This is a genomic window from Bradyrhizobium sp. CCBAU 21365, from assembly GCF_015291305.1.
GTDB lineage: Bacteria > Pseudomonadota > Alphaproteobacteria > Rhizobiales > Xanthobacteraceae > Bradyrhizobium > Bradyrhizobium elkanii.
Genome location: NZ_CP030036.1, coordinates 4,027,443 through 4,052,874, shown reverse-complemented (window position 1 = coordinate 4,052,874; position 25,432 = coordinate 4,027,443). Strand labels below are relative to the sequence as shown.

General features: G+C 62.2%; 24 protein-coding genes. 11 read left to right on the top strand and 13 right to left on the bottom strand.

Annotated elements, in window-relative coordinates:
* The first annotated feature begins 4 nt into the window (after positions 1-4).
* The 5 genes from XI02_RS18380 to XI02_RS18360 all read left to right on the top strand — a co-directional run bounded on the left by XI02_RS18380 (position 5) and on the right by XI02_RS18360 (position 4,306).
* Positions 5-775, top strand: a complete 771-nt coding sequence (locus XI02_RS18380; RefSeq protein WP_038373314.1) for an enoyl-CoA hydratase/isomerase family protein — start codon at positions 5-7, stop codon at positions 773-775.
* 100 nt (positions 776-875) lie between these two features.
* Complete coding sequence (locus tag XI02_RS18375) at positions 876-2,078, top strand: ABC transporter substrate-binding protein (RefSeq protein WP_172649180.1); 1,203 nt, start codon at positions 876-878, stop codon at positions 2,076-2,078.
* A 108-nt stretch (positions 2,079-2,186) separates the two neighbouring features.
* Positions 2,187-2,981, top strand: coding sequence for an enoyl-CoA hydratase/isomerase family protein (locus XI02_RS18370; protein WP_018271033.1), 795 nt, complete (start codon positions 2,187-2,189; stop codon positions 2,979-2,981).
* Positions 2,982-2,985: 4 nt separating this feature from the next.
* Positions 2,986-3,804, top strand: coding sequence for an NAD(P)-dependent oxidoreductase (locus XI02_RS18365; RefSeq protein ID WP_026192612.1), 819 nt, complete (start codon positions 2,986-2,988; stop codon positions 3,802-3,804).
* Between the two features lie 82 nt (positions 3,805-3,886).
* Complete coding sequence (locus XI02_RS18360; RefSeq protein ID WP_016840667.1) at positions 3,887-4,306, top strand: DUF2000 domain-containing protein; 420 nt, start codon at positions 3,887-3,889, stop codon at positions 4,304-4,306.
* A 211-nt stretch (positions 4,307-4,517) separates the two neighbouring features.
* Here the strand turns inward: XI02_RS18360 and XI02_RS18355 are convergent, their stop codons facing one another.
* Positions 4,518-5,312, bottom strand: coding sequence for an enoyl-CoA hydratase/isomerase family protein (locus XI02_RS18355; RefSeq protein ID WP_018271032.1), 795 nt, complete (start codon positions 5,310-5,312; stop codon positions 4,518-4,520).
* Between the two features lie 189 nt (positions 5,313-5,501).
* On the opposite strand from XI02_RS18355, the gene XI02_RS18350 reads away from it, so the two are divergent.
* Entirely contained in the window at positions 5,502-6,011 is a 510-nt protein-coding gene (locus XI02_RS18350; RefSeq protein ID WP_016840669.1) for a ParB N-terminal domain-containing protein, read from the top strand.
* A gap of 220 nt (positions 6,012-6,231) precedes the next feature.
* Here the strand turns inward: XI02_RS18350 and XI02_RS18345 are convergent, their stop codons facing one another.
* From XI02_RS18345 to XI02_RS18315, 7 genes are all read right to left on the bottom strand, one after another.
* A complete protein-coding gene (locus XI02_RS18345) occupies positions 6,232-6,633 on the bottom strand; it encodes a Zn-ribbon domain-containing OB-fold protein (protein ID WP_016840670.1) in 402 nt (133 codons plus the stop codon).
* A gap of 83 nt (positions 6,634-6,716) precedes the next feature.
* Positions 6,717-7,913 (bottom strand): acetyl-CoA acetyltransferase, encoded by a 1,197-nt coding sequence (locus XI02_RS18340; RefSeq protein ID WP_016840671.1) that lies wholly within the window; start codon positions 7,911-7,913, stop codon positions 6,717-6,719.
* On the bottom strand, positions 7,910-9,193 hold the full coding sequence (locus XI02_RS18335) for a CaiB/BaiF CoA-transferase family protein (RefSeq protein WP_018271031.1): 1,284 nt from the start codon (positions 9,191-9,193) through the stop codon (positions 7,910-7,912). The genes XI02_RS18340 and XI02_RS18335 overlap by 4 nt, the downstream gene beginning before the upstream one ends.
* A gap of 54 nt (positions 9,194-9,247) precedes the next feature.
* Entirely contained in the window at positions 9,248-10,468 is a 1,221-nt protein-coding gene (locus XI02_RS18330) for an ABC transporter substrate-binding protein (protein WP_018271030.1), read from the bottom strand.
* A 27-nt stretch (positions 10,469-10,495) separates the two neighbouring features.
* The gene (locus XI02_RS18325; protein ID WP_018271029.1) at positions 10,496-11,461 is read right to left on the bottom strand and encodes a PDR/VanB family oxidoreductase; all 966 of its coding nucleotides are present in this window, start codon (positions 11,459-11,461) and stop codon (positions 10,496-10,498) included.
* On the bottom strand, positions 11,458-12,777 hold the full coding sequence (locus XI02_RS18320; RefSeq protein ID WP_018271028.1) for a Rieske 2Fe-2S domain-containing protein: 1,320 nt from the start codon (positions 12,775-12,777) through the stop codon (positions 11,458-11,460). Before XI02_RS18320 ends, XI02_RS18325 begins: the two co-directional genes overlap by 4 nt.
* 13 nt (positions 12,778-12,790) lie before the next feature.
* The gene (locus XI02_RS18315; protein WP_018271027.1) at positions 12,791-13,117 is read right to left on the bottom strand and encodes a type II toxin-antitoxin system HicB family antitoxin; all 327 of its coding nucleotides are present in this window, start codon (positions 13,115-13,117) and stop codon (positions 12,791-12,793) included.
* Between the two features lie 206 nt (positions 13,118-13,323).
* Here XI02_RS18315 and XI02_RS18310 point away from each other — a divergent pair, with 206 nt between their 5' ends.
* A complete protein-coding gene (locus XI02_RS18310) occupies positions 13,324-13,818 on the top strand; it encodes a MarR family winged helix-turn-helix transcriptional regulator (protein ID WP_016845415.1) in 495 nt (164 codons plus the stop codon).
* Positions 13,819-13,839: 21 nt separating this feature from the next.
* On the opposite strand, the gene XI02_RS18305 is transcribed toward XI02_RS18310, so the two are convergent.
* Genes XI02_RS18305 through XI02_RS18290 form a run of 4 tightly spaced genes read right to left on the bottom strand, consistent with a single transcriptional unit; the run spans position 13,840 to position 19,028 of the window.
* Positions 13,840-15,033 (bottom strand): CaiB/BaiF CoA-transferase family protein, encoded by a 1,194-nt coding sequence (locus XI02_RS18305; protein WP_016845416.1) that lies wholly within the window; start codon positions 15,031-15,033, stop codon positions 13,840-13,842.
* A gap of 10 nt (positions 15,034-15,043) precedes the next feature.
* The gene (locus XI02_RS18300) at positions 15,044-17,281 is read right to left on the bottom strand and encodes an acyl-CoA dehydrogenase (protein ID WP_018271026.1); all 2,238 of its coding nucleotides are present in this window, start codon (positions 17,279-17,281) and stop codon (positions 15,044-15,046) included.
* Positions 17,282-17,294: 13 nt separating this feature from the next.
* On the bottom strand, positions 17,295-18,104 hold the full coding sequence (locus XI02_RS18295; RefSeq protein WP_225648237.1) for an enoyl-CoA hydratase/isomerase family protein: 810 nt from the start codon (positions 18,102-18,104) through the stop codon (positions 17,295-17,297).
* A 57-nt stretch (positions 18,105-18,161) separates the two neighbouring features.
* The gene (locus tag XI02_RS18290; RefSeq protein WP_018271025.1) at positions 18,162-19,028 is read right to left on the bottom strand and encodes a FadR/GntR family transcriptional regulator; all 867 of its coding nucleotides are present in this window, start codon (positions 19,026-19,028) and stop codon (positions 18,162-18,164) included.
* An 81-nt stretch (positions 19,029-19,109) separates the two neighbouring features.
* On the opposite strand from XI02_RS18290, the gene XI02_RS18285 reads away from it, so the two are divergent.
* The 3 genes from XI02_RS18285 to XI02_RS18275 all read left to right on the top strand — a co-directional run bounded on the left by XI02_RS18285 (position 19,110) and on the right by XI02_RS18275 (position 21,846).
* Entirely contained in the window at positions 19,110-20,249 is a 1,140-nt protein-coding gene (locus tag XI02_RS18285) for an acyl-CoA dehydrogenase family protein (protein WP_018271024.1), read from the top strand.
* 53 nt (positions 20,250-20,302) lie between these two features.
* Positions 20,303-21,505: an ABC transporter substrate-binding protein gene (locus XI02_RS18280; RefSeq protein ID WP_085964933.1), complete on the top strand. Its 1,203-nt coding sequence runs from the start codon at positions 20,303-20,305 to the stop codon at positions 21,503-21,505.
* A 137-nt stretch (positions 21,506-21,642) separates the two neighbouring features.
* Positions 21,643-21,846 carry a DUF3606 domain-containing protein gene (locus XI02_RS18275; RefSeq protein ID WP_016843841.1) on the top strand — a complete coding sequence of 68 codons (204 nt, stop codon included), beginning with the start codon at positions 21,643-21,645 and terminating at the stop codon, positions 21,844-21,846.
* A gap of 729 nt (positions 21,847-22,575) precedes the next feature.
* Here the strand turns inward: XI02_RS18275 and XI02_RS18270 are convergent.
* Positions 22,576-23,847 carry a hypothetical protein gene (locus tag XI02_RS18270; protein ID WP_018271023.1) on the bottom strand — a complete coding sequence of 424 codons (1,272 nt, stop codon included), beginning with the start codon at positions 23,845-23,847 and terminating at the stop codon, positions 22,576-22,578.
* Positions 23,848-24,654: 807 nt separating this feature from the next.
* On the opposite strand from XI02_RS18270, the gene XI02_RS18265 reads away from it, so the two are divergent.
* The gene (locus XI02_RS18265) at positions 24,655-25,014 is read left to right on the top strand and encodes a PRC-barrel domain-containing protein (RefSeq protein ID WP_016843840.1); all 360 of its coding nucleotides are present in this window, start codon (positions 24,655-24,657) and stop codon (positions 25,012-25,014) included.
* Positions 25,015-25,432: the final 418 nt, after the last annotated feature.

Sequence of the window (25,432 nt, the reverse complement as noted above, 5' to 3'; positions counted from 1 at the left end):
GCACATGTTACGATTGGGAAGTGTAAATTATGATGTTCAGGACAACATCGCGATCCTGACGCTCGACGAGCCCAACAAGCTGAACGCACTGACCAGCGGCATTCGCATGGGCATCCGCGAAGGACTACAGCGGGCCGACCAGGACGATGCGGTACGTGTCAGCATCATCACCGGCGCCGGTGGCAAGGCATTCTGCGCTGGCGCCGATATCGGCACCTTCGATTTCGATCCGGAGAAAGCGCGCGCGTTCTTCATCGACGCCATGGAGGTCCTGAGCGCTCCCGAACGGGCCCTCAAGCCGGTGATCGCCGCGGTCAACGGAATAGCCTATGGTGGTGGATTTGAGCTCGCCATTGCATCCGACTTCATCCTGGCGGCCGAGAGCGCTCGCTTTGGCGTACCCGAGATCAAGCTCGGGCTGCTGCCCGGCTTCGCTATCGTTCGGCTTCAGGACATCGTCGGGCGCGCAAAAGCCAAGGAAATGAGCATCCTCGGCGACCCTGTCGACGCCGCGGAAGCAAGTCGTCTTGGACTCGTATCGCGCGTCGTTCCCGACGAACGTCTTCTCGTCGACGCAATCGCGTTCGCGCAACGCATCGCCTCACAGCCTCGCCTTGCCGTGCAGATGGCCAAGTCCTTCTACAATCGCGGTCTTGGCGGCAACGAGATGCGCCATGCGATCGATGGGTTTCCGTTCCTGCTGATGCACGCCGATGCACGCGAAGGCATCAATGCATTCCGGGAAAAGCGCGAGCCGCGATTCGATAAGACGTAGCTGTAACGGCTGCGTTCGGCCCGACCACATCGTCGCGCAGACATCCTGTCCCGACGACCAACCACCCTACTGTCCGATAGAACAAAATGAGGGAGAACACGTGAAGAGGAATTTCCTGGCCCTGGCCATCCTGGTTGCGACAGCGTCGACCGCCTCCGCCCAAATCTCGAATGACGTGGTCCGGATTGGCGTCCTGACCGACCTGTCAAGCTGGGGACGCGACAACAGCGGTCCCGGCTCGGTCGAGGCGGCGAAAATGGCCGTTGAGGAGTTTGGCCCGACAGTGCTCGGAAAGCCAATCGAGATCGTCAGCGCCGACCACCAGATGAAGACCGACGTCGGCCTGCAGATCGTTCGCGACTGGTTCGACAACGGCAAGGTCGACGCGGTAGCGGACATTCCGAACTCGGGAATTGCGATCGCCGTTCACAATATGGTGCGGGAGCGCAACAAGATCGCGCTGCTGTCCGGCCCGGGCGCGAGCTCCCTGACCGACGAATTGTGCAGCCCCAACACCGTACATTTTTCTTACGATACCTACGCGCTATCCAAAGTGACGGCGTCGGCTGTCATCAAGGAGGGTGGCAAGTCCTGGTTTTTTGTCACCGCCGACTACGCGTTCGGCCAGCAACTTGAGAAAGACGCGACGCGCTTCATCAAGGAGCTGGACGGCAAGGTACTCGGCAACGTGCGGCATCCGACCAACACAGCCGACTTGTCGTCATTTGTACTGCAGGCGCAAAACTCCAAGGCGGATGTTGTGGCCTTTGCCAATGCTGGCCAGGACACCGACAATGCCATCAAGCAATCCGGTGAATTCGGCCTGGTTCAGGCCGGCCAGAAGCTTGTCGGCCTGCTGATGTTCGATACCGACGTGCACGCTGTCGGCCTGCAGGCCGCACAAGGCACTTACATGACGACGGCCTCCTACTGGAACATGGATGACAAGACCCGCGCCTGGTCAAAGAGGTTCTTCACCCGGACCAACGTCATGCCGACCATGATTCACACCGGCGTCTACGGCTCTGTGCTGCACTATCTCAAGGCGATCAAAACCGCCGGCACAGATGATCCCGCCGCGGTCATGGCCAAGATGCGCGAACTTCCGGTCGAGAACACATTCGTACATGGCGCCAGGCTGCGCGAGGACGGGCGGGTGATCCGTGACATGTACCTGGCGCGCGTGAAGAAGCCATCAGATTCGAAGGAGCCGTGGGACTATCTCGAGATCGTCAAGACAATCCGGGGTGAGGACGCATATCGGCCTGTCAGCGAATCGAAGTGCGCGCTTCTCAAGAAGTGAAACGACCTGATCGGCGCAGAGAGCGAGCGAAGGCCACTGCTTGGCCGGGCGGATTTTGGGAAACAAGTAAGGCAATTCATTGCCGAACATCGGAAGGACGATCAGTTCGTGACCACAGCATCATCTCCAATCGAACTCGTCGTTGCCGACAGGATCGGGACGATTTGGCTGAACCGGCCGGAGCGAGGCAATGGGATCGAGCTCGGGCTGGCGACTGCGCTCAGGGCAGCTGCCTTCGACCTCGAACGTGACGCCAGCGTCAAGGTCGTCGTCATCCGAGGCCGCGGAGCAAATTTCTCGGTCGGCGGAGATCTTCGAGCTTTCTCCGCTGCCGGCGCCACCTTCCCGCGGCTTGCAATGGACATCATCACTGCCTTCCACGACGCACTCGCTTCACTGAGACGCTCAGGAAAGCCGGCTATCGCCGCGGTGCACGGGGCTTGCGCCGGCGGAGCAATGTCCCTGGCGTTGGCCTGCGATTTCGTTCTAGCCGCCGACACGGCTCATTTTTCAGTGGCGTACCGGCGGCTGGGCGTTTCCGCCGATGGCGGCATGAGTTACTCGCTGACGCGCCTGGCGGGGCCAAGACGAGCGCTGGAGTTGATGCTCCTCTCTGACCGCACAAGCGCAAGCGAGGCACTGTCGCGCGGATTGATCACGAGAGTATGTGCAGAGCAGGAGCTCGAGGCCGAGCTGACCCGAATGGCGCGGGCGCTAGCCGATAACTCACCCGCCGCAAGCCGTGCGGTGAAAGCCCTGGTCTGGAGCGCCGATACCACAACGCTCGACGAACAACTGTCGGCCGAGCTAGCTTCATTCGTCGACTGCGCCTCCTCGGCGGACTTTCGCGAGGGCATGAAGGCGTTCAACGAGAGGCGGCCGCCAATATTCGCAGGAGAGTGAGAAAATGGGATCCCTGGACGGTAAGGTCGTTTTCATTACAGGCGCGAGCCGCGGCATAGGCCGGGAGATCGCGCTTAAATTCGCATCGGAAGGAGCGCGAGTTGCACTCGCGGCCAAATCGAGCGAGCCCCATCCAACTCTTCCCGGAACTATCCATACAGTGGCCGAAGACATTCGTAAGCTCGGTACCGCCGCCCTTCCCCTCCGTGTCGATGTACGCGACGCCGATGCGCTCGCAAACGCCATCGAAAGGACGGTTCAGGAATTCGGCGGGTTGGACATCCTGGTGAACAATGCCAGCGCCATCAGTCCGACCGGACTGCTCGATACGCCGGCCAGGAAGTTCGATTTGCTGAGTGCGGTGAACGGCAGGGCGACCTACATCTGTGCCTATCATGCTGTACCGCACCTGAAGCGGTCGTCAAATCCCCACGTTCTCACCTTGTCGCCGCCACTGCCAAAGTCGGCAATCTGGCTCGGCAAGTATCCCGCATACGCCACCTCGAAGTACAGCATGACGATGTACACGCTGGCGCTCGCCGAGGAATTTCGATCGTTCGGAATTGCCGCCAATGCCCTTTGGCCAAAGACCATGATTGCGACCGACGCCGTGCGCGTGCATTACCAGTCGGATTATCGCCGCAGCCGCTCGCCTTCAATCATGGCCGATGCGGCACACTTCATCGTTACGCAAGGCAGCCGCGAATTCTCGGGCAGAACCTTGATCGACGAGGAGGTTTTGCGTTTGCAGGGTGTCGACGACTTGTCGGTCTATGCAATAGATCCTGCCAGCCAGCTTGCGCCAGACATCTTGATCGAATGACTGCAGCAACGATCAGGGAACGCTTCCCGGCAGGGAAGCATCGAGGTACTGGGACTTACCCGGCTGCAGGAATGGCTTCCGAATGAACATCGTCAGCGCGCGCGTCGCCATTATTGTGAATCCAGCCTTGCCGCTCGGGTTGATTGCGAACACAGTTGCGGCCTTGAGCATCGGTATCGGCGCCGCGGAGCCGGACCTTGGAGGAAACTTCTTGACCGACGGCAACGGGCTCACTGTCCGGACCAGCGCAAACCGTCCGGTACCAATTCTGCAAGCCACGCCCGAAGCGCTGTCCGTACTGCTGACGCGCGCGCAGCCATTGGCGAGCGGCGCCGTTTTGGTACCTTTCCCGCAATTCGCCAGGGGGCTCCACCGCTTTGAGGACTATCTCGCCGAATTTCCGCTGCGCGCGCTCTCGAACGAGACGATCGACGGCTTGGGCTTCTACGGGCCTGAGAAATGGGTTCGGTCGCTGACGGGCAATTTGAAGCTCTTGCGCTGAAGATAACGCCGCGTCATGAACCTGAGGACTGACCTCATCATAAGCATGGTCGTGTACCCTTACGCCCATGGCGCTATCTCCGCTCAAGCATAGCGTCAAGGTGCTCTCGCTGGGCGATTAGAACCTTTCAGCCCTCATGAGCCACGTTTCAAGCTCACCGGGAAGCCCTCGAGTGCGAGCGTCCGGCTATCTCAAGGGGAGCCGCGTGACATTAGAGCTTCTGGATTTCGGCTGGTGGCCGGCCGGCCCGCAAGCCTTCCCGAGCCGAAGCTGTCCTCATCACGGTGGAAAAGCTCTTGCGCTCGTCAGCCAGACCTTCGGCCAACGGACGGTCGAGAGCTGACCGGGTAAGGCGCTTGGCAAAGGCCAGGCCTTCGGCACTTCGGCCCAACAGCTCAGCGCCGATCTCAAGGGAGCGCGCGAGGGGATCGGCGACGACCTCATGCACAATTCCGATTTCGTGGGCGCGCTGTCCGGTCACTGTCAGGCCACGAAGGATCATCTCGAGTGCCCTGGCCTCTCCAACAATCCTGGGCAAACGCTGTGTACCGCCACCACCCGGAAAGATGCCGATGCGCGTTTCCGGAAGTCCGATCGCCGTAACACTGCTCCCGGCGATGCGCAGGTCGCATGCCAGCGAAAGCTCGAAGCCACCTCCCATGCACAGGCCATTGATTGCCGCAATGACCGGCTTGTCGACGGCTGCAATCGCATCCGTCAGCGCGTGGAAACCAGGTGGCCGAGGACCAGGCGACGACGGGGCGCGAGACGCTCCGCGCTCAATGGCATCTGCGGCCTCGGAGAGTTCCGCAACGTCGTAGTGACGGATGAAAATGCCGGGTAGGCCCCCTGTAATGACAATGACCCGGACCGATGGGGCCATTCTTGCAGCGGCGACCGCATCGAACATCTCAGCCGCCCCGGCGGCCGTCATGGTGCCGAATGGGACGTTAGCATAGGTGATGACACGGACCGCGTCGCGATCCTGGATGGAAACAAGGGGCATAGCCTACCCTCACCGCAACCGCTCGCCGGACAATCACGCGTTGGCGTTGCGCCGCTCAGAATGCGCCCGGGTCCCACACCGATCAAGCCTCGGCGCGCTAAGATTGCCATTGCAGGCGAGCGGTTCATTCTTAAAATCCTGCCTCCCCGGCATGCGTTTCGGACGGGCCTGTAGAGCGGAGTAGACGTTATGCCCAAGCCGGAAAGCTTCCCAATCGAGAAGATCTACGTTCCCGTGAAAAGACGGAAGGCAATCAAGCCTCAAGTCGTCGAGGAGATCGCTGGAAGCATTCTGGAAATCGGACAACAAACCCCCATTCTCGTCAGGCCCGACGAAGACCGCTTCGTTCTGGTCGAGGGACTACAGCGGCTCGAAGCTTGCAAGGCGCTTGGAGAGACGACGGTTGTGGGCATCGTGGTCTCGGCGGAGGATGCTCAGCAAAGGACGCTCTTGTCCGAGGGACCCGAAGCAGATGCGGAACGCGACAAGATGGCGCGATTGAAAAAGCTGCGTCTCGAGAAGGAAGCTGCAGAAAGTTCGATTGCTGCCTTGAACAGGACGGATAAGGAGCGAGCCCGCCCGGCAAGGGGCGCCGGCGAGAACCCGAGAACATCGCCAAGCCGGGCCTCAGCACCGACGCCGAAAAAGACGTTGTCGGAGTGGATCGCGCAGCAAAAGCGCGACGGTGGCCGCTATTGATTGCCCGCTTTCGGTCTTGCATCCAACGTCGTCTATCCGGCGATGGAATTATCTTGATCTCTCGCTGCTCGAGCGATCTTCCAAGTCACGGCAATACTTGAACTTTCGCGCCATCCATCCTGCGCTTGTTTGAGTCAGCTTAAGCCAAGAGAAACAACGTCGACACACCGGGTCCGGCTCGTCTGCGTCTGGATTATTCTTGCCAAATCCACAAAACTTGTTAGCCGGTCGAGTGACCGTCCACCCGGTCAGCGCCTTGCTTCAGCCGCCATTGCAGCAACGAAAAGGATGGATCGGACTCCGGGTGATGTTCGAAGACCCCTCCAACCTCAGTTCCGATGATCACGGTCTGGCGCGGGTCGCCCTGCAGATTACCCACCATGCGCACGCCACCGGCGTGTGGTAGCTCGACGAGCAACGCGAGATATGGGCCGTGCTGCTTTAGCGCCGGGTGGGATGGATGCCACACGCGCTCCCAACTGTAGATGCGGCCGGTCGGCTCGACGTCAGTCCACGTAAGGTCAAAGGAATGACAATTGTGGCAAATCCATTCGGGGCCGAATTGCCAGGAACGGCAGCCGGCGCAGCGTTGCACCAGCAGGCGGTTTTCCCGCAGGCCCATCCAATACGGTGCCGAAAGCCCATCTGGGTCACTGACCGGAATGGGCAACCCGGCAGGAAGATAGTGCGCACGTGAAGACCCACTCATAGCGTCGCCTCTGAACCCAGAATGAGGTTGCTGGCCGGCGTCACCATCGGGCCGCCGATCACCAGCGCCACATCATTTCGTCGAGCCTGGCTCGCCGACGCGCCACGCACCTGACGAACCGCTTCAAGCACCAGCTCAAAGCCGTGCATGTAGCATTCGGCAAGGTTGCCGCCACTGGTGTTGAGCGGGAGCCTCCCGGATGGAGCGATCAAATTGTCGAAAGTCAGGAAGTCGTTGGCCTTCTCGGGCCTGAAGAAGCCGTGCTCCGCCAGCGCCATCACGACACCGCCGGTGAAGTTCTCGTACGCCTGGACCACACCGACATCCGACGGCCCTACCCCGGCCATGCGGTACAGATCGGATGCAACGGTGCCGAAGTTCGCGGTGGCGTAGAGTGGTGCATTGTGCGCCGTTGCCGCCGCACGATGTCCGGATCCGAAGGCCGCACCGAGCAGATAGGCCGGCTTGTGCCGGAAGTCGCTGGCGCGCTCTGCCGATACCAGCACCAATGCCGCTGCGCCGTCATTTTCCATGCAGCAATCGTAAAGATGGAAGGGCTCCACGATCCAGCGCGAGGCATCGTATCTCTCGACATCCAGCGGCTTGCCTCGCATCACCGCGCGCGGGTTGGCCTGGGCATGATGATAGGAGGCGAGCGCAATCGCACGCAAAGCCTCCTGTCGCACGCCATGCTCGTGCATGTAGCGCTGCACCCGCATGGCAAAGCGCTGCGGGGGCGCCAGCACCCCATAGGGCATCAGATAGGACCGTTCGCCCGAAACGGTGTGAATCCCGGCCGCCTGGCCGAAACGGCCATATTGGCCCTGCGCCAATGAGCGGAACACCACGACACAATCGGCAAGGCCCGCGACGATCGAGGCGGCCGCATTGGCAACCGCCGCGCTGCAACCGCCGCCGCCCCCGCCCCATTGCATGGTCGCGGAGCGTAGTCGATGCGTACCCAGCGCCGCAGCCAGCCGTGACGCCTCGCTGCGATCGTCGCTGTAGGACGAGAAGCCATCGATCTCGCGGGGATCGAGCCCGGCATCCTCGCAAGCCGCCAGGATCGCCTTCAACGCGAGCTTGAATTCCGGATCGGGAGAAGCGCCATGACGATAATATTCGGTTTCACCGATCCCGATCACGGCCACACGGCCCCGCAGCGTCCGCTCGTCTCGCGCGCGCCCGGTCACGGTTTGGCATCCTGTCGCAAAGCCTCGCTGCCGAAGGCGCCGCCTCCGGCAAGGCGCGCGATCTCCGTCTTGTCGTAGCCGAGCAACTCAAGCAGCACGTTCTCGGTGTGCTGCCCAACTGCCGGTGCCGCAACGGGATCCACGATCGGTGTCCGCGAATACCGGATCGGCAGGTTCACGTTCGGCACCCACCCCACCGTCTCATGCGGGATCCGGGTGACGATCCCGCGCTCCCTCGCCTCGGGCGAACGGATCGCCTCGCCGACGGTGCGCAGCTGGCCGCAGGGCACGCCGGCCGCCCGCATCCGCGACTGCCAGTGCGACCAGGGCTGCCGGGCAAAGGCATCGCCGAGGATCGCGAACAACTCCTCGCGCCGGCGGATTCGATCGGGGCCGGTTGCATAGATTTCGGCCCCCGCGAGATCCTCGCGCTCGAGAACCTGCGCCATCAGGCGCTGGAAGATCTTGTCATTGCCGCAGTTGATATAGAAGGAGCAATCGCTGGCCCGGAACACACCCGACGGACACGTGTCCGGGCTGGTGTTGCCGCTTCGCTTCGGATCGGCACCGCTAAAGAGCGACTGCGTGGTCGCGTAGCCGGTCATCAGGACGGCGTTCTCGAACAACGACACCTCGATGGCCTGGCCGTGCCCGCTACGCTCGCGCGCGAACAAGGCGCCAAGGATCGCATTGCTTGCCATCATTGCAGTGCTGATATCCATCACCGGCGACAATGCGCGCACTCCCTCGCGATCGGCATAGCCGTTCATCGACACGAAGCCGCTCTCGACCTGCGCGATCGGATCAAAGCCAAGCCGGTCCGAAAATGCCCCGTCGCGGCCATAGGCCGACACCGAGCAGTAGATGATTTCGGGTTTGATCTTGCGGCAGCTCTCGTAGTCGAGCCCCAACCGTGCCATCACGCTCGCAGAAAAATTCTCGACAACGACGTCCGCCGTCGCGATCAGCTCGCGCGCGACCTTCAGACCCTCGGCCGATTTGAGATCGAGGGTAATGCTGCGCTTGTTGCGGTTGGTCCACAGGAACGGCGCGCCGTGCCTGAGATCGGGATGCACCGGGGGATAACGGCGCAGATCGTCGCCGCGGCTAGGTGCTTCGATCTTGATCACCTCGGCCCCCATGTCGGCGAGGATCATGGTGGCAAACGGCCCCGCGATGAAATGCGAGAAATCGATCACCCGGATCCCCTCGAGCGCCGCTGGCGCTCCAGCGGGACGAGGCGTGTGCTCGGGGAAGTCGGCTTCAAGCTGATCCAGCATCGGGATATCCGTCAAATTTGAGAAGTGTTGATCCAAGGATCGCGGCCGTCGTCGTCAATTGCTCTTCGGCTCGACGACCGAGCAGCCGCCCTGGTCGAGCGGCCGGAAGGCCTCGGGGCCGGACAGCACTCCGACCTGCTCCAGCAGGTCCCACTTGCTCTTCGAGGCACTCGAGCTCTTCACCTTGAAGATGTACATGTTGTGGATGGCGCGGCCGTCCGCGCGAACCACGACCGGCCCGAACAAGGCGTCGTCGATCGGTTTCTCCTTCAGCTTCTGAACGACCGCCGGCGCGTCATTGGTTCCCGCCTCCAGCGCGGCGTTCAGATAAGCAAGCACTGAGGAATAGACGCCGGCGTGGAAGGCGGTCGGCGACTGCCCATGCTGCCGCTCGCTGAATTTGGCCGACCAGGCGCGGCTGGCATCGTCGAGGTCCCAGTAGAACGGCTGCGTGATGATCAGCCCCTCCCCGACCGCAAGCCCGCTCGACTCGACATCGTTGGTGGTGGTCAATAGCGCGGCGAAGGTGCGTCCGCTCTGCTTCAGCCCGAACTCGGCGGATTGCTTGATCAGGCTGACGGTGTCGCCACCGGCGGTCGCGAACGCGATCACATCCGCGCCCGAGCCTTCGGCCTGCAGGATGAACGAGGCATAGTCTGCATTGTTGATCGGCACATTGACCGATCCGAGCACGGTCCCGCCACCGGCACCGATCACCGCCGTCCCGTCGCGCACCATCGATTTGCCGAGCGCATTGTCGGTGGCGATGAAGTACCATTTCTTGCCGCCGTGATGCACGAGATAGGCGCCGATGGTGTGCGAGGCCGCCCAGGTATCGAAGGTCCACTGAATCGTATTGGGCGAGCAGTATCTCCCGGTCAGGTCGGACGACGCCGCACTCGATGCGATCAGCGCCGCTTTGGTGCCGCGCACGACCTCGTTGACCGCCAGCCCAACGGCCGAGTTCGGCACGTCGGCGACCGCATCGACCTTCTCCTGATCGATCCAGCGGCGCGCGATGGCGGCGCCGACATCAGCCTTGTTCTGGTGGTCCGCCGAGACGATCTCGACCTTGAAATCCGGATGAAGCCGCATGAAGTCCTCGGCCGCCATTTTGGCCGCTGTCACCGAACCTTCGCCGGCATTGTCCGAGTAAGGGCCGGACGCGTCGTTGAGTACGCCGATTTTCAGGGACCGCGCGGCGACCGCCGACGCCGGCGAACCGGCACAAAAGGCCAGGAGAGCTATTCCGGCTATTTGCGAAAGATACTTCATTGTTTCCACCCATCGTATGTTGTTGTCTTAGAGATCGAGCACAAGCGTCCGGGACTTGGCGCCCGAGCAGCAGATCATGACGCTCTTGTTCGCCGCCTGCTCTTCGTTGCTCAGAAACTGGTCGCGATGATCGGGTATGCCCTCGAGCACGCGCGTCTCGCAGGTGCCGCAGACACCTTCGGTGCAGGCATAGTTCGCGGCTATCCCGGCCTCCAGCAGCGCATCGAGGATGGTCTTGCCGGGCTCGACTGCAATCGTGCGGTTGCTTCGCGCCAGCTTGACGTCGAAGCCACCTTCGGCGGCTGGAGCTTCCCGGGCCTTGAAATATTCGACATGTACGTGATCGGCCGGGCGACCGGCCGTCGCCGCCTCGAGCGCCTCGAGCATGGGCACCGGACCGCAACAGTAGAGATGCGCGCGAGGCGGTGCGTTCCTGACGAGCGCCGGGAGATCGAACACCCGTCCCGATCGCTCGTCGTCGAAATCGAGATGTACCCTCGATCGATACGTGCCGAGTTCGTCGAGGAATGCGGCAGCGGCGCGCGTCCTCGCGGCATAGAACAGCTCCCAGTGACGTCCAAGCGCCTCAAGCCGTCGGATCATCGATAGCAGCGGCGTGATGCCGATGCCCCCGGCGATCAGGACAGAATGGTCGGCTTCCTCACGGAGCGCGAAGTTATTCCGCGGGGCGGAGATCCTTATGATGTTCCCGACCCTGACGGTGTCGTGGACGAAGCTGGACCCACCCCGGCTCTCGCCATCCCTGTTCACCGCGATGACATACCGGTGCCGCTCGCATTGGTCGTTTACCAGCGAATAGCTGCGGATCATGTCGTTCGGCAGATGCAGGTCGATGTGGCTCCCGGCCGTGAACGGCGTCAGTTCGCCGCCCGCCGTGGCAATCAGCTCATACGAATTGATCCGCTCAGCCTCATATCCGATACGCTTGACCAGGACCTCCAGCGTACCAGCCGTATGTTTGAATGCGCTCACAGCTCGTACCCGAAATCGGCGCCAAGCTTCGCACGCATGAACGGCGCGCCGACGTCAACCCAGGAATCCTCCGGCGGCAACCGCAGCGAGACCGCTCGCACCATGAACACGTCCGGGTCCAAGACTCCTTTGGGTTTGATCGCGTGATCACGATAGGCGCCAAGCGCTTCAAGAATGAAACGTCGCGTCATCGCGATGCCGGTATCACTTGAGCAGAGCGTCTCCTTGGTGCGATCAAAGATCGGAGAGACGCCACTTTGGCAGGCGCCGTCCTGCACCCAGAGCCCCGGCAGGCCCGAGAACCAGGTGGTCCGCTGCATCTCATAGTCGAACTGAAAGCCGTTGTTCGGATTATATTTCGTCCAGTAGCCTGCGTACGGGACCGTCACCGGGTGCTGGACGAGCGCGTGGCGGCTGGCATGACCACTCTCGCGGCCCTTGTGTCCTTCGGCGAAGACCTGCCGGGTTTTCTCCAGCAGCGGCTCCGAGGGATGATACGAGAACATGATGCAGAGCGTGTTCTCGTCATCGATCGGCACCCAGGCGTGCCCGCTCAAATCCGGGAACGGCGACAGCGGAGGCACCAGCGTATAGAACGGCAGCAGGAACTGGTTGACCCGCCAGTACAGCGTGTTGGCATCGTAATTGCGCCGCGCGGCGATGCTCATGCCGAAATCCTGCTTGATGCATTCGAAGGTCGGGCGCAGGTCGCGCTTCTGGATCCAGGCGCTCGTCGTGCCCTGCGCATCCAGCCGTCCATGAAGCAGCGGCGCGTGCGCCGAATCGATTTCACCCTCGACCGCCTGCAGCCAATTGCACTCCTGGACGCGAACCGAGATGTGCACCTGCTCGGCCGGCACCAGATTCCATTCGAGGTTCGGCAGCGGCGGAAGCTCAGCCTGGTCGGGGCCCATATAGGTCCAGATCATCCCGTTGCGCTCCTTGCAGGGATAGGCCTTGATCCGCACCCGCTCCTTGAGGCGGCTGCGCACTGGCTCTGCCGGCATGTCAGTCACGGCGCCGGTGACGTCGAATTTCCAGCCGTGATAGACGCAGCGCAGCCCGCAATCCTCATTTCGCGCAAAAATCAGCGGCGCTCCGCGATGCGGGCAGGCCTGGTCGACCAACCCGACGCGCCCCTCGGTGTCGCGGAAAGCGACCAGGTCCTCGCCCAGCAGCCGGATACGCTTCGGCTGTCCGTCCTTGGGAAGATCCGCCGACGGCAGGAAGGGAATCCAGTACAGGCGAAATAGCTCGCCGAGCGGCGTGCCCTTGCCGACCCTCACCAGGCGTTCATTGTCTTCGCGCGAGAGCATGGGTTTGCCTCCTTCAATTGCGTGTGATCGGGCCCGCCGCGCCGCCGAGAAGCGTGGCGACACGGTCAGACAGTCCGAGATCGTGAGCGGTCCAAAGCGGATCGGATGCGGTGAGCGGCTTGCGTGGGATCGGAGGCTGCTTGCCCTCCTCCACCAGGCCGACGATCAATTCGATGCGCCGCCGCTCGAGCTCGCGCAGAGCCTCCTCGACGACGGCGGCTTCCGCCGTGCACCCCGGCAGCTCCGGATAGGCAAGACGAACCCGCCATTGCCCCGGCTCGGTTTCGACCGCCTCCGCCTCAAGCAAATAGGGAATCGACAGCAGCTCACGCAGGTCCAAGTTTCAACCTCCCTGAACGACGTCTTCGCATCGCATTTGATACGTATACGTACTACATTATCGGAAGGCTGACAAGAGCCGAGGGCGACCCTGTCTCCCTCAGAAGAGGCTGGTGACGTGGTTCGCCACAGGGTTGAGGACGATCAGCCAAGCTGCTAACGGCTAGGACGCAATTCGCAGAACGCAGCTGGGATCCAGACAACGGCATGGCAGCCGATAAAGGCAAGCAGACAACCTCGGCGGCAGACGTTGCACGCGACTGGCAGCTCGAGGGTGGTGTCGGATTCCTGTTGCGTCTGCTGGAGGCCCGCTACGATGGGCTCTATCAAAGCATGACGCGCCAGAGCGATATCACGCCGCGGCAGTTCGGTGTGCTGATGGCGCTGTATCAGTTAGGTCCTCTAACCCCCTCCGTGTTGGCCGAACGGATCAGCTGCGACCGCAACACGCTCAGCGAAATGCTGAAGCGCATGGTCGCGCGCAGACTGGTCTCGAAGAAAGACAATCCGCACGACCGCCGCTCGCTCCAGGTGCAGATCACGGCTAAAGGCGAGGAAGCGCTTCTCGCCGTCATTCCGGCCGCCGCCGAGCTGCAAAACATCATGCTGGCCCCCCTTCGCAAGGAGGACCGCGCGCATTTCCTGAAATGCCTGCTGGCGATCGCGAAGGCTCCGCCGCCGGACAGTCCGGCCGATACGTGAAATCGCCGGGGTCCAGCGGCCCTACGCCTGCACCTTCCCGAACGTGCCCGTAGCGGCGAGCGTCGCGATTGCGTCCGGCGACAGGCCCAGGATCCGCGACAGCACGTCGTCCCGCTGCGCGCCGATCCCGGGAACTTGACGTCCCATCGGCGTATCGGCCCCGGACATTTGCCATGGCGCATTGACGCCGATGAAGTCACCTGCCCCGTCCGAGACGGTCCCAAACACCCCACGTTGGCGCAAATGGGCATCGGTCAGCGCCGCGCCCGGCGTCCGGTACTCGGCGCAGGGAACACCGGCGCGATCCAGCGCCGCGATGCATTCAGCAACGGTGTGGCGTTCGGTCCATTTCTCGATCACCTGCATCATGGCGGTCCAATTGGCGCCGCGCGCTGGAATGGTCGAAAAGCGCGGATCGTTAACCAGCTCTTCCTGCCCGGTCACCTCGCACAGCGCCGCGAAATTACGCGGCGTGACCGGGGCGATCAGGATATCGCCATCGCGCGCGCGGACTGGCCCATACGTCGGGCGCGGCGAACGAATCGGGAATTGCGCCTCCTGAAGCTCATAGACCAGCAGATTCAGCATGCAGTCCATCAAGGCTACATCGACGCGCTGTCCCTTTCCGGTGCGCGTACGCTGGACCATCGCGGTCTGGATCGCGGAATAGCCGAAGATGCCGCCGAGGATATCGGCGACAAAAATCGCGCCCGGCGCGGGACGCTCCCGGTCACCGGCATAACGCATCAGGGAGTGATCGAATCCGCTCTCGGCATGGACGATCATCGCATAAGCCGCGCGCTCGGCTGCTGGGCCTGACTGGCCATAACCCGAGATCGAGCAATAGATGAGGCGCGGGTTGATCTCGCAGAGCGTCTCGTAGCCAAGACCAAGGCGGTCCATCACGCCAGGGCGGAAATTCTCGACGAGAATGTCCGCCTCCGCGACCATTCGATGTACGAGCCTGATGGCGTCGGCATTCTTCAGGTCCAGCGCCAGGCTACGCTTGCCGGCATTGAGCTGGCCGAAGTAGGTGCTGTGGCCTTCGCGCAGCGGCGTTCGCAACCGCATGTCATCGCCTTCCGGAGGCTCGATCTTGATGACCTCGGCGCCGACGTCGGCGAGCAGCCGCGCGCAATACGGCCCCGCCACCATGATCGAGAAATCGAGCACGCGCACGCCGGCGAGCGGCGCCCTGTCGCCATCCTTCTGCATCCGATCTCTCCTATCTCGGCAGCCCGAGCGCGCGTTGCGCGATCAGACTGCGCTGAATCTCGTTGGTCCCGATGCTGATGACCCACATCAGCGAATGCCGCAGGTTTTGCTCGAAGCGACCGTTGTCGATCGCGCCCGGCATCTGCTCGGACAGCGCGGCACGCATACCAAGGATGTCGAGCGCAGCCTCGCCGAATCGCTCCATCAGCTCACCGGAGAAAACCTTGCTGATCGCGCCATATTCCGGCGGCGTCACGCCGTCGGCGGCAAGTTCGGCGCAATGCATCATCAAGAGACGGCCGATCTCGATCTCTGACGCCAAGGTCGCCATCCTGTCGCGGATGATTGGATCATCAGCGAGAGACCGATTACCTTGCTTCGCCTTCACATGCGAACGCAGCTGCTCGAAGGCATGCGCCACCTTCAGGACGATCCCGCCACCAACCAGCCCGCGCTCGAAGGCCAGCGCGCCGGTCAACACTTTCCAACCGTCATTGACCTCGCCAACCAGGTTCTCGGAGGGGATGCGGACGTTGTCATAGAAGATGTTGGCAAACGTGCCATCATACATGGTCGCAGACGGACGGATGGTGATGCCCGGCGCATCCATCGGCACGATGAACATGCTGATGCCCGCATGCGGCGGCTTGGCGTCCTTGTCGGTCCGCGCGGCGAGGAACATGTATTTCCCCCACCAGGTGGTGGTCCAGATCTTCTGGCCGTTGATCACCCAGTGATCGCCGTCCCTGGCCGCACTGGTGCGCAGCGCCGCAAGGTCCGACCCTGCCTGCGGCTCGCTGTAGCCCATGCCGTGCATCGCTTCGCCACGCAGGATTTCCGGAAGGTATTTCTGCTGCTGCGCTGCCGTGCCGAACATCATCAGCGCATTGGCCTGGATCGCCGCACCGATCCGCGGCGCCTCGCCCCGCTCCATCGTCTCCATGAAGGCGATCTGCTCCAGCGGCGAGCGCGCCTGGCCGCCGAACTGCTCAGGCCATCCGAGGCCGATCCAGCCGGTCCCGCCGATATCGCGGGCGAAGGGCGCATCGAATTCGCGCTTGGCGAACGGCCTCTGGTCGAACGCCGCCTTCGTGCCTCCGCTCCAGTTTTGCGCGAGCCAGAGCCGAACCTGCTCGCGAAGCGCATTTCCGGCGGCCCCGAGGTCATATTGCGGCAGCCCGGCACCGCCCGCATCCAGCAAACGTGCGGCCAGTCTGCGCTTGGCATCCGAAGCACCGCCGAGCGCGATCGTATCGAGGTGCACGCGCTTGAAATGGATTGGCGCCTCGTGCTCCTCGGCATAGCCAATCGCGCCGAATGTGTGCTGGGTCTCCAGCGAAACCCGGCGCAGTGCATCGCCCGAGTACACCGCTGCGCAATCGGCGAAATAGCGCCAATCGTCGTCGCCGCCATCATGCAGCCTGGCGACATGCTGCAGGACCAGCCTGACGCCCTCGAGCGCGATCAGGCAGTTTGCAAGCTTGTGCTGGATCGCCTGGAACCTGCCGATCGGATGCCCGAACTGGTGTCGTTCCCTTGCGTAGTCCACGACGAGCTCAAACGCACGCCGCGCCGCGCCATAGGCACGCGCGGTCAACATCGCTCTGCCCTTGATGCGGAGATGGTCGACATCGACTGCATCTATCGGAATGCGCGTGAGCGGCGCTTTGTTCAGCCGGACCTCATAGAGCCCCCACGCTCCCATCGCGCGGGTTGCGACGCACTCGACACCGGGACCGTCAAGATTGATCAGCCCAAGCTGGGCCTGGTCTAGAACGACCAGAAGATGCGTCGCGCCTCCGGCAGCCTCGACAAAACGAAGCACGCCCTTTGCCTTGAGGTCCGTGACCTCAACCGCTCCCGTGCCGGCGTCCGGATCCAGCGCACCGAATGAGAAGGCAACGGTCGCCTCCCCGGACTGCAGCCGCTCCAGCAGATCCACCGCGACGTCGACCTGCGATCCGGAGATCGCAAGATTGGCGAGCGCCGCAGACCACATCGGCGCCGTGCAGCCGGCCCGGCCGAGTTCCGCCATGACAACGAGGATTTCGGCGAGCCCGCCTTCGTCGCTCTCAGCACCGAGCGCGGCGACGCCCTGCCCAACGAGCTTGCGCCAGATCGCCGACACCTCGTCCGGCGAGGACGATGCGGTTAAACCGAGTGGACGCCAATGCTCGTCCAGCAAACCGCGCAAGGAATCGCGCAGCAGTCCTGCGACATCGTCATTCGACGCTTCGATCGCCGCCATGGTGAGGCCCGCGTTATGCCTGGCCGAATCTGGGCTTCCGCTTCTCCTTGAACGACATAGTCGCTTCCTTGTGGTCGGCAGTCTCGAACGTCACCTGCTCCAGCGCCATCGACGCCTCCAGCAGCATGTTGACGCGCTCCTTGACGATCTGGTTGATCGACAGCTTGGTCCAGCGAATGGCCCAGGTCGGACCGTTCGCGAGCTCGACCGCGATTGCGCGGGCCTTGGCCAACACCTCCGCGCGCGGCGCGACATGATTGACCAGCCCGATCCGCTCCGCCTCATTTCCCTTCAGGAGCGTGCCGCGGATCAGGAATTCCTTGGCCTTGTTGATGCCAACCAGCAGCGGCCAGATCACTGTGCCGCCGTCGCCGGCGACGAGGCCAACACGCGAGACGTGGGTGTCGCCGATCCGCGCGTCTTCCGCCATCACCGTGATGTCGCAAAGCAGCGCATGAGTCGCTGCAAGGCCGATGGCATCACCATTGATCGCCGCGATGATGGGCTTGTCGAGCTCGAGCTGGCGGGTGACCCCGCGGCGGCTGATCATGGGATCGTGTACCTCGCCCTCTTCGAGCACGTCGCCGCCGGGCCGCTCGGACATCGCCTTGACGTCGCCACCGACGCTGAAGAAGTCGCCCGCCCCGGTCAGCACCACGGCATTAACGGCGTGATCGTCGGCGAGGTCGTCCCAGATCGTGCGCAACTCGCGGATCAGCTTCTGATTGATGGCATTGCGCGCCTGCGGGCGGTTCAAGGTCACGGTCGCGACCTTGTCCGCGACCTCGACCGTCAGGCATTCATATTTGGCGTAATTGGACACGTTTGCCTCCATTGTTTCGCTGTTTGAGTTGTTGATTATTGGCAACGCAGGCGCGCGCTAGCGGCGCATCCCGGGCTGCACATCCGCCAATGCGACGTGAAGCGACATGGCGCCCGGATCCTGCTCGAGCATGCGCTGCACGGATTCCAGATGCGATCGCAGCAATCGGCTTGCCAGATCGACGTTCCGTTCGCTGAGGGCTGCCAGGAATTGCCGCCGCTTCTCGGCCAGCCGTGCCATCGCGACCCCGCTGGAAGCGACCTTGGCGTAGACGAAGCGCATGTGGATCTCGGTGACCGAGTCCACGATCATCGCAATCACCTTGTTGCCGGTCGAGGCCGCCAGCAGCTTGTAGAACTCGCGCGAACATTCGACCCGGTCGAGCAGCCGCCCCTCCTTCGTCGCAAGCTCCGTCCGCTCGATATTGGCTTCCAGTGCATCGAGATCGGCCCGGCGGGCATTGGCACAAGCCAACTGCACCACGAGGTCGAGGACGTGGACCCGCGCCTCCGACAATTCCCGCACCGAAATCGTGCCGAGGCTCAGCATGTCGCGCATGACCTCGTTCATGCGGCGGGTGTCGCCCTGCTGGATGAAGGCGCCGCCCTTGACGCCCTTCTGCAGCCGGAGCACGCCGGCCATTTCGAGGCTGCGCAATGCTTCCCGCAGCACATTCCGGCTGACGCCGAGCTGCTGAGCCAGTTCGCGCTCGGCCGGCAGCTTGTCGCCGGGCTTCAGCACGCCGAGCGCGAGTTGCTCGCGAATGCGCTCGCAGATCTCCTCGAACGTCCGCCTGGTGTGAATTGGCTTGAATGTCGGCGCGGCCGGGGAGCCGGCCGCACGATGATCGGTGGCCCGCTCCCGGCGGCTCGACGAGGCGGCACGGGAGCGCTGCGGCGCGCGAGGGCTTGACTTGGTGCTCATGCGGTGAATTATTAAATGGATCACCCATTCAATGGAAGCCCTTTTTTAGCTTCCGGCAAAGAAAACGAAACGGGAGTTCGCATGAGTTTTTCCGAGGAGCAGGTCGCGTTCCGCGACAACGTGCGCAGAATGGTCGCCAAGCACGTGGCGCCGATCGCCGCCGAGATCGACGAAACCGACCGCTTCCCGCTCGAACTGGTCAAGCTGTTCGGCGAGATGGGACTGATGCAGCTCTGGGTGCCGGAGCGGTATGGCGGCCCGAATGGCAACCTGACCATGGCCTGCATCGCGCGCGAGGAGATCTCGAAGGTCTCCCCTGCCTGTGCGTCGATCGCCGCGCTCAACACCATGTTCATCATGCCGCTGCTGCATTTCGGCTCTGAGGAGCAGCGCAAGAAGTATCTGCCGATCATCGCCGAGGGCGGCGTCGTCACGGCAATCGCGATCTCGGAGCCGCAGGCCGGCTCCGACGTCGCCGCGCTTAACACCCGCGCCCGCAAGGACGGCGATAGTTATGTCCTGAACGGCCGCAAGCAGTGGTGCAGCTATGGTGTCGCCGCCGACTACATCGTGGTCATGGCGCGAACCAGTGACGGCGCCGGTGCGGACGGCATCAGCGCCTTCATCGTCGAGCCGAAGAGAATGCCGGGCATCACGTTCGGCCGCCACGAGCGCAAGATGGGCTTTCGCGGCGCGCCCAACACGCCGATCTTCTTCGACAATGTCCGCGTTCCCGCGGAAAACCTCGTCGGTGAGGAAGGCAAGGGCTTTCGCGCGTCGATGCGCGCGCTCGACCTCAACCGGCCGACCATCGGCGCGCAATCCGTCGGCCTCGCACAAGGCGCACTGGATGCCTGCGTCGCCTACGCCAAGGAGCGTAAGCAATTCAAGAAACCGATCGGCGAGTTCCAGGGCGTGCAGTTCATGCTCGCCGACATGGCCATGCAGATCGAGGCGGCCCGCGCGCTGGTCTACGAATGTGCCCGCGCCGGCGATGCCGGCGACTGGAAGCGGCTCAACGTGCTTGCCAGCATGGCCAAATGCGTCGGCAGCGACATGGCGATGAAGGTGACGACCGACGCGGTCCAGATCTTCGGCGGCTACGGTTACACGATGGACTATCCGGTCGAACGCATGATGCGCGATGCCAAGCTGACCCAGATTTTTGAAGGCACCAACCAGATCCAGCGCGTGGTGATCGCCCGCGAGCTGCTGCGCTAGTGCAGATCGATTTCAAGAAGAAGCAATTGCAGGGAGGAACGAACTTGAACCACATCATCAACCGGGCGCTGATAGCCGGCGCGGTGTCAGCACTTCTGGCGGTACCTGCCTATGCTCAGAAAGCCTACGGTCCCGGTGCCAGCGATACCGAGATCAAGCTCGGCCAATCGACGCCGCTGAGTGGCCCCGCATCCGCGTTCGGCGCGGGCGCCGGGCGGGCGGTGGTCGGCTACTTCGAGATGCTGAACGCCAAAGGCGGCATCAACGGCCGCAAGATCAACTTCACGCAGCTCGACAATGCCTACAGCGCGCCGAAAGCGGTCGAACAATCGCGCAAGCTGATCGAGGACGTCGGCATATTGGCCGAGGTCGGCACGATCGGCACCGCTCCCAACGTCGCGATCCAGAAGTACCTGAACGCCAAGCAGGTGCCGCAGCTGTTCATCACGGCCGGCGGACGCCGCTTCAACGATCCCAAGGCATTTCCCTGGACTATCCCGCTCTATCCCGACTTCGAAACCGAAGGCCGCGTCGTCGCCAAATACATCCTGACGGCAAAGCCGGACGCCAGGATCGGCGTCCTCTATCAGAATGACGACTATGGCAAGGACTACCTGAAGGGCCTCCGCGCCGGCCTCGGTCCGAAGGCCGAGCTGATCGTCGCCCAGGCCTCCTACGAGCTCGCCGATCCGACGATCGACTCGCAGATCGTCCAGCTGAAGGCCGCCGGTGTCGACACCCTGATCGAGCAGTCGTCGTCGAAGGCCGCCGCGCAATCGATCCGCAAGGTTTACGAGCTCGGCTGGAAGCCGCTGCACGTGATCGGCGGCTCGACCGCATCGGTCGAAACTATCCTGAAGCCCGCGGGCCTCGAAGCATCGAAGGGACTGGTCACAACGCAATTCCTCAAGCAACCGGGCGACCCAGCCTGGGCCAATGATGAGGAGGTCAAGGCCTACAAGGAGTTCCTGAAGGCGTACGCACCTTCAGCCAACCCGGACGACTATTCTGTGCTCGTTGCCTATATGAACGTGCACGCCGTGGAGTTGGCGTTGCGCAAATGCGGCGACGACCTGACCCGCGAGAACCTCATGAAGCAGGCTACCTCGCTTAATGGCGAACGATTACCGATGATGCTCCCAGGCGTCGCGATCAGCACCCGGCCCGGAGACTACACACCCTTCAGAGCTCTGCGGATTGCGACATTTGATGGAGAAAGCTGGTCCTTGACCGGCGCTCCTCTATCGGCCGACTAGACCAGACTGCGGGCGAGAGCCACCAAGGCTCTCGCTACGTCCGGACAACAGGCGGGCTCGGGTTGGACTGCTCGAACAAGCAGCTGCATCCATCACCGGAAAACACTGGTTGTGGTTAAGCCCGAGTTGTTTCAGGTATGGACAACCTTACTAAGAAAGATCAGTTCGAGCGTTCGAAGATCAACATCCATGCGCGTGACCAAATGAAATGCTGGGCTCACGCGCTCGGTGTCTCGCAGGAGGAGCTTCGTAAGGTCATCGAAAAAGCCGGGAATTCGGCCGCAGCCGTTCGCAAGGAGCCGGACGCGAACCATGACGAGAGAACAGGAAGTCAGCGCTGAGTGCGCGCGGGAAGCACGAAGACAGGCTACTCTACTTCCGCCCGGTCCAATCAGAGACGCGCTGCTAGAAAAGGCTCGCCAGTACGAGCTGGCGTCACGGATTGATTTGCATCGCAATGCCAAAGAATCGACCACGAGATCGCGCTGTGGACGGCCGCTCTGCAAACAATCATCGCGGAAGGCCTCACTGTTGACCGTGCTGTGAAATCAACCGCCGCGAAGCCGCGGTACGGCTCAAAGTCAGCTTTCTCGGTCTAACCTTCGCCGCCGCGCTGCGGGGTCCCCAAGCCAAGATAGCGCCCTGGTCGTCAAACCCGAGCCCTTACACGAGTGGACGAAGCTGCAGCGGTTCCAAAGGCCAGTGCACCCGCCGCAAGTCTGAGACCGATACCCGGGCCCCATCCGACGCCAACCGCCATCGCGCCTCCGCAGGTGCAACGGTTGCGGCAGACATCGCGCGCCGACCGTCAGTGCAATATTGAGCGACAATGCAACTTCCACAAACCGGTTCCTAACCCGGGCTGGCTGAGAACGTAAAAACCAGGCACCGCCACTCCTCTGAAACAAATGCATTGCCGCGCGGTGCCACCAGTGCGACCACCGGTCCGCAGACGACGGGACAGACATCGAATTCGCGAAAATCTCGCGCGGCCTTCTTCATCGGCGGAAATACGAGCGAGTCGTGGTCGAGACTTGAGCCGGGGCCGCTAGCAAGGGTCCCCGCATGCTTCATGCTCGGCTGTTGTGTTCGTTCCACCACCGAGCTATCGCGCGGGTTTGTTCGTCCCATACTTTGGTGGGAAGGTCCGGGACGGCTATGCGGACGTTGAAGGCCCCGGTCGTCGTGTCGTGAAACCATTCCGTGGCAGCGAAGTCGAACCCGAAGCTTCCGGCATGACGGATCGGAAAGCCGGCCAGGCCAAGATCCCTGCCCATCTCCGACGCCGCTTGCCTAGCCTCTTCTTCGTCCAAGGGACTCCTGCATTTGAGCAACACGTAAAGGCCATGCGCGAAATTCGTCTGCCTCACCAGATCGCCAAGCGCCTGGCGGAAGAAGTGAGCAGTGCGGCGGCTGTTGCGGATGATCGCAGCCACTCTCCTTGTGGTCAGCGACCGATATTCGGGGCTGCCGACATAAGGTGGGAAGTGGGCCGGTAGCGCTGCGCCGCCGAGCAGTCTGACTGCATTTCGCATCCCATCGGGCAGGTTTCGCAGAGGCGACCGACCCCAGAGATCGGCCTCAGCGGAGCGGACGAAGGTCGTAGAGCCCAATCGTCCATACTCGACGCCCAGCGAATCCAACTTTGTATGGCTTCGTATCATAGCCACGGGCACTCCGGATCTGCGGCCCTTCCGTAACGTCCGCGCGATCTTGCCGGAGCCACCGGCGAGGCAACTGCTATCAAAGATGCAGAGGTCGAATTGCGCCCAGGGTGACCGCAGACAGGCTTCGAAATCCTTTGCCGATGCGCAGGAATCCAGAAGAAGGATGCGGTGCGACGCGCCTGAAGTGGGGGCGCCCAGGACTTCTACGGCCGTGATGCTCTTCAGGTGCCTAGCGTACGCTTCGATGAACTCCAGGGTCTCTCCGTACGTCCCTGGCAGCGAGACGATATCCGCGCGATCGAACAAGTGCGACGACGCCAAAAGCAGGGCAGATATGGAGGCCATGCCAGAAGACGTGTAGACGGTCTCGCACTTGATGTCATCGCCGAGATCATAAAACGACGGGCCAGCCACGTCGAGATCGGCGCGCTGATAGTCGTACCGGAAGTCGAACGGGCTATCAGAAGATTTCTTGCGATGCGACCAAGCGGTTTCGGTCGTGGTCCAATCTTTTAGATCGTGCTGAGCTCTGATGGCCGCCGTCAGCTTGAACTTGAGTGCGATCGCTTCATTGATCGATTTCGGAGTTGCCGGCGCAAAGGACTCGTCAAGACAAGCGTCCAGCAACTGAAGCTCCTCATGCTTTCGACGCAGATAGGCATTCATGGTCTCCATGAACCTTCAACGTCGGGCCATCGACCTTGGCTCCTATTGCGCGGGAAACCGCCAGCTGAGGCTTCGTGACCGACCGGACAGCGAGCGCCTAGTCTTATTCCAGCTGGTGCTGATGCCGGTGGCGGGCGCGGATCCGGTGCGTTGCAGCAACGGCTCTGGCAAGGGCCTTCAAGGCGGCACTAGTCGTCCAAGGTCACCGGAACTTTTCCATCTTCCGAGAATTCTGCTGTTTTTAGCTGGACCGTCAACTTTGGAGAGAGGAGCCATGAAGCGACGACGCCGGGTTAGACAGATTTTCCCTCTTGAAGAACGCCTTAACAGAGAAGCCCAGGAGCTACGCCAACGGGCCAGGAAAACTTCCCCCAAGTCGGGCCTGGCGGCCACGGCCAACCGAACCAAAGCCGTCTTTCAGCCGATAGAATTCCATAAAACATTGCCCTTCCCGCCAGGTCGATGAAGCGTCTCGATGCCATTTTCGGGACGAGCCTGCTCTGATCGCCGGGAGGCTTTCGCTGGCGACCTTCGATCTTCCCGGCCAGCCAAAACGCCAGGTTGATACCTGCCGACACCCGGCTGCGGCAATGACCTTCTCCCTGATCGCATGACGTACGCGCCGACGCGACGGGCTGGCTCGTGGCGGCTGGAGAGCGAGCGCCGCGGAGCGAACGATTGAAGTCGAACAGTTGGTGACGACGCCCGGCGTCGCAATGCCGCTTCGAACTACTTCTCCCGGCAAGAAGGCAACGATAGGAACGTTCAACGAACTTGATGATTTGCAGCCAAAGCTATTTGTATTGGAGGACGACCATGGCTTTAGACGACAATGAATCCGACGCTCTGATTGGAAGCGACAAGGTTGAAGGCACGGCAGTTTATGGAGCCGACGGCAACAAGGTCGGCACCATCGAACGTCTCATGATCGATAAAACAAGCGGCAAGGTGTCGTATGCCGTTCTCAGCTTCGGCGGTTTCCTCGGCATCGGGGACGATCACTATCCCCTCCCGTGGCAGTCGCTGAAGTACGACACCAATCTCGGCGGCTACGTCACCGGCATAACCGAAAGCCGATTGCAGGGCGCGCCAAAGTATCGCGATGAGGCCAGCTGGAATTGGAATGATCCGGCGGCCGGCCGGTCGGTGAACGACTACTACGGCGTCCCGATCTGATTGCCCTGGCGCGCGTTCGGCTGCCCTTCCACAAGCAGACACGCGGAGCGCGCGCGCCAGTTCGAGCGGTGGCTGCGCACAAAAGTGATTCCAGGCTCTAGGCTGATTTTGAACGACAGGCGGCCAATGACGAAGGGACAGCCCGACTGTGGCCCCGCGGCTGACTAGCTCACTCGGACCCGCGTTTCAGACGAGTGACGAACCGATGGTCGGTCCAAAGCTCGATGAACTCGTGGGCATTCAGATATCCCTTAGCCCGCTCTGTCGCCTCGTCATCACCATGGCTAGTGAACTCATAGGTGGCCCGAGAAACGCCCGCGGCATCGACTGCGAAAGCTACATAAAGTCTGAGCCCTTCAACCATTTTCGTTCAATCGATCGATAGAGCATTCCAGCCCACTTAATACTCGCCTGTTAA

Coding starts and splice junctions, on each gene's coding strand:
- XI02_RS18380 (WP_038373314.1), top strand. CDS start 5: ATGTTACGATTGGGAAGTGTAAATTATGATGTTCAGGACAACATCGCG.
- XI02_RS18365 (WP_026192612.1), top strand. CDS start 2,986: ATGGGATCCCTGGACGGTAAGGTCGTTTTCATTACAGGCGCGAGCCGC.
- XI02_RS18360 (WP_016840667.1), top strand. CDS start 3,887: ATGAACATCGTCAGCGCGCGCGTCGCCATTATTGTGAATCCAGCCTTG.
- XI02_RS18355 (WP_018271032.1), bottom strand. CDS start 5,312: ATGCCCCTTGTTTCCATCCAGGATCGCGACGCGGTCCGTGTCATCACC.
- XI02_RS18350 (WP_016840669.1), top strand. CDS start 5,502: ATGCCCAAGCCGGAAAGCTTCCCAATCGAGAAGATCTACGTTCCCGTG.
- XI02_RS18345 (WP_016840670.1), bottom strand. CDS start 6,633: ATGGGCCTGCGGGAAAACCGCCTGCTGGTGCAACGCTGCGCCGGCTGC.
- XI02_RS18335 (WP_018271031.1), bottom strand. CDS start 9,193: ATGCTGGATCAGCTTGAAGCCGACTTCCCCGAGCACACGCCTCGTCCC.
- XI02_RS18330 (WP_018271030.1), bottom strand. CDS start 10,468: ATGAAGTATCTTTCGCAAATAGCCGGAATAGCTCTCCTGGCCTTTTGT.
- XI02_RS18320 (WP_018271028.1), bottom strand. CDS start 12,777: ATGCTCTCGCGCGAAGACAATGAACGCCTGGTGAGGGTCGGCAAGGGC.
- XI02_RS18310 (WP_016845415.1), top strand. CDS start 13,324: ATGGCAGCCGATAAAGGCAAGCAGACAACCTCGGCGGCAGACGTTGCA.
- XI02_RS18305 (WP_016845416.1), bottom strand. CDS start 15,033: ATGCAGAAGGATGGCGACAGGGCGCCGCTCGCCGGCGTGCGCGTGCTC.
- XI02_RS18300 (WP_018271026.1), bottom strand. CDS start 17,281: ATGGCGGCGATCGAAGCGTCGAATGACGATGTCGCAGGACTGCTGCGC.
- XI02_RS18290 (WP_018271025.1), bottom strand. CDS start 19,028: ATGAGCACCAAGTCAAGCCCTCGCGCGCCGCAGCGCTCCCGTGCCGCC.
- XI02_RS18285 (WP_018271024.1), top strand. CDS start 19,110: ATGAGTTTTTCCGAGGAGCAGGTCGCGTTCCGCGACAACGTGCGCAGA.
- XI02_RS18275 (WP_016843841.1), top strand. CDS start 21,643: ATGGACAACCTTACTAAGAAAGATCAGTTCGAGCGTTCGAAGATCAAC.
- XI02_RS18270 (WP_018271023.1), bottom strand. CDS start 23,847: ATGGAGACCATGAATGCCTATCTGCGTCGAAAGCATGAGGAGCTTCAG.
- XI02_RS18265 (WP_016843840.1), top strand. CDS start 24,655: ATGGCTTTAGACGACAATGAATCCGACGCTCTGATTGGAAGCGACAAG.